The following is a 3,144-nucleotide window of genomic DNA, read 5'->3' on the forward strand; positions in this document are numbered from 1 at the left end:
AGTTATTTGTCAAGCTTCCTAAAAGACTAAGAGATATAAAATTATTAATTAACAAAACTAAACTGTTTTTTAATAAAAGGGCTTTACAAAATAAACCGGCTATATTATAGTAAACAAAATGGCACAAAACGAAAAGTTTTGGTTTTTAAGCCACTGATATAAGGCCTTCACCCCTACCTCACTGTAAAACTTTACAGAAAGGAGGGTAAAATGATGAAAAAACAATTTTCTTGGGTTTTCATTAAAAGTGCGCTGTTAGCACTGGAAGTAACGTATCGGTTGCTAACAGCCATTTTGCCACATTAGTGGCACAGTTTAAAAAGTTTGAATACTTTTTCCCGCCCCTGTTTCACCGCAGGGGCGGCTTTTATATAGACAGTATACGCACTTTTTAGTTATTTGTCAACTGTTATTTTATAGCCATTCGCGCCACACTTAGCGCCGGTAAATTGTGTTGGTTAAGCCCGGCTAAATCTAAATATTCTTTAGGAATAAACAACATAGAATCTTTTTGGCCGCTGGTTAGCCGCTGGTGTTCTTCTTTATTACTATCAAATATTTTAGGTAAAGTAAGGTTGATATTTTTAAAACTATGCGGCAAAACAAATTGGATAGTACCGCCGGTTACTACGGGGTTTTTAAGCCTTAGCAGTAAACCATCGCTCTGCCAGCTGCTTACACTGCCAACGGTACGCCAGTCGCTGTCGCTAAGGGTGCTGTTGTAAGTCATACTTTCGCCACTGGGCGGCCCATTAAAAAAGCCATCGGTATAACCCCTGTTTTGTAACTTGTTCAGCTCTTCTTGGTAGGGTAAGTAATTAAAGCTGCTAGGGTTGCTATAATAATCTAACATCGCTTGCTTGTAGGCCCGGCTGGCTACGGCCACGTAATATTCGGTTTTATTGCGACCCTCTATTTTAAGACTGTTTACACCGCTGGCTAAAATCTTATCGATATAAGGCATAAGGCATAAATCTTTACTGCTCATTAGATAAGCGCCTTTATCATCTTCCTCAAGAGGGAAAAACTCGCCCGGTCTTTGTTCTTCTTCTAGGTAAACTTTGTAGTTCCAGCGGCAGCTATGGGCGCAAGCCCCTTTATTAGAGGCCCGGCCGGTTAAAAAGTTGCTAATCAGGCAGCGGCCGCTGTAGCTCATACACATAGCCCCGTGCACAAAAATTTCCAGCTTAATATCGGGGCAATCGGCCCTAATTTGGCCAAATTCGGCAAAACTTACCTCGCGCGCCAGCACACACAGGCCGGCCCCTAGCTCTTGCCACAACTTAACGGTCATGCTGCTGCAGATATTGGCTTGAGTGCTTACATGTAACTCTAGCTCCGGCGCCGCTTTACGTACATAGTTAAAGACACCTAAATCGGCGATAATCACGCCGTCGGGCTTAACGGTGCGAATGGTTTCGATAAATTTAGGCAGCCGGTCAATATCTTTATTATGAGCAAATAAATTAAGGGTTAAATAAATTTTACGGCCATTTTGATGGATAAGCTTAACGCCCTCCAGCAGTTCGTCCAGCTTTAAGCTGCTTTGGGCACGTAAAGATAAATCGGGCGTGCCGGCATAAACGGCATCGGCGCCGTAAAGAATGGCGGTTTGTAATTTACTGTAGCTGCCGGCGGGGGCCAGCAGTTCGGCTTTGTAGTTGCTGTGCATAATTTAGTTTAATCGGTTTGGCGGAGATTGGCAAGAGGGGGATTGGGAGGTACAGATAAAAAGGATTTAAACTCTATATCTAAATATTTCTTAAACTCTGGTAAAGTTTCCAGCCACTCTTTACCAAAACCCATAAACTCATAAACATTTTTGAGGGGAAGTTTAAGTAAAGATATTTGATCAAGAAGCTTGTAAACATCATTTATCCAGCTATTCCCGTTATTAATACCGGCCATAAATTTAAAAATGAAACTTATAATGGTAACCATAGCTATCTCGGAATTCTTAAAAATCCATACATATTCGTTATGAGCACATCTGTTACGAATGTCTCTAAGGTAGTAAATAATTTTTTGAAAATCTTTCGGCTTGATTTTTAAATTAAAAGCATTTATTATATTGTTTATTGTTGTTTTATTACTGATTAATGATTTGCAAATTTTACATATATCACCCATAGTTAGTACTTCAATGGTTGCCCACAAAGGGGGAATTTCTATATCTTTTATATCACATTCTGTGCATTTTTTCGCTCCACATTCGTTGTATTTGGCACAACGTTTAATAACTTCGTGCGTCTTTTCGTACTGATTTTTCATAAACTTTTGATAAGCTACCTCTACTATATCTAAACCGGCTATCTTATCTATCCCTGTTTTGGGGTGGCTTTCGCCACTTAAGCACAAAGAGTAAACAATTTGCCTGCGCAGGGCAATTTCTATTATAGCTGTAGCTTCAAACAGTAAACTTCGTAGCTTTTGATCAAAACTATAAATCTCTTTAATAATTCTAAAGTTTATACCTTTTCTAAATTTACCTTTAACATTATTATCCCAAAATGGATAAAGGTAATAGCCTAAGCGATAATAATTGGTATAACTTAAAAATTCTCTAAGCTCATTTTCACTTTCTTCGTAAGACAAAAGCCCGCGTTCTTTTAGTATATTAATTTGCTCATCAATAGTTGTAGGCTTTTTTAAATCTTTCATTTTATTACCTAAAAATAAAGCACCCCCTCTCAATCTTATTAGTTTATAGAATGGAAGGGGGTAAAAATACGTTCGAACTTAATCTATACGTATTATACAACATTTAGGATAACACTATTAGTAATAATAGTCAATATGCTTTTAACCATTTAAAAAAACTCACCTTATTCACCTAAATACTTCTAAAAAAATCATTTGACAAACCTTTTAAACTCTGTTAAACTACCTTTCAAAGACTGGGGAGCTTCGGCTGAGATAACCTTACGGTTAAAACCCATAAAACCTGTTAGATAATGCTAACGTAGGAAGTGCTTGATATGCCCAAAGTTAATACCTTTATCATTATATTAGTTTATTTGCTTATTTTAACCTTATGGCAGCTACTTAGCCCTTTAGCCCCTACCTTAAGCTTAATCTTTCCGCCGCCGCTGGCTATTTTAAATAGTTTAATTAGTAATATCCCGCTTTTTTTAAATAGCTTGC

Annotated in this window: 2 protein-coding genes and 1 riboswitch; both genes read right to left on the reverse strand. The window is 37.8% G+C overall.

Features of this window, described 5'->3' with window-relative positions; translation table 11 throughout:
• Positions 1–409 precede the first annotated feature (409 nt).
• On the reverse strand, positions 410–1,672 hold the full coding sequence (locus FWE37_09425; protein ID MCL2521199.1) for a U32 family peptidase: 1,263 nt from the start codon (positions 1,670–1,672) through the stop codon (positions 410–412).
• An 8-nt stretch (positions 1,673–1,680) separates the two neighbouring features.
• Entirely contained in the window at positions 1,681–2,661 is a 981-nt protein-coding gene (locus FWE37_09430) for an Abi family protein (GenBank protein MCL2521200.1), read from the reverse strand.
• A 227-nt stretch (positions 2,662–2,888) separates the two neighbouring features.
• A riboswitch (TPP riboswitch) is annotated at positions 2,889–2,986 on the forward strand.
• The last annotated feature ends 158 nt before the right edge of the window (positions 2,987–3,144 follow it).

The sequence above is a fragment of the Spirochaetaceae bacterium genome, assembly GCA_009784515.1.
In the GTDB taxonomy this organism is placed as follows: Bacteria; Spirochaetota; Spirochaetia; order WRBN01; family WRBN01; genus WRBN01.

Coding starts and splice junctions, on each gene's coding strand:
- FWE37_09425 (MCL2521199.1), bottom strand. CDS start 1,672: ATGCACAGCAACTACAAAGCCGAACTGCTGGCCCCCGCCGGCAGCTAC.
- FWE37_09430 (MCL2521200.1), bottom strand. CDS start 2,661: ATGAAAGATTTAAAAAAGCCTACAACTATTGATGAGCAAATTAATATA.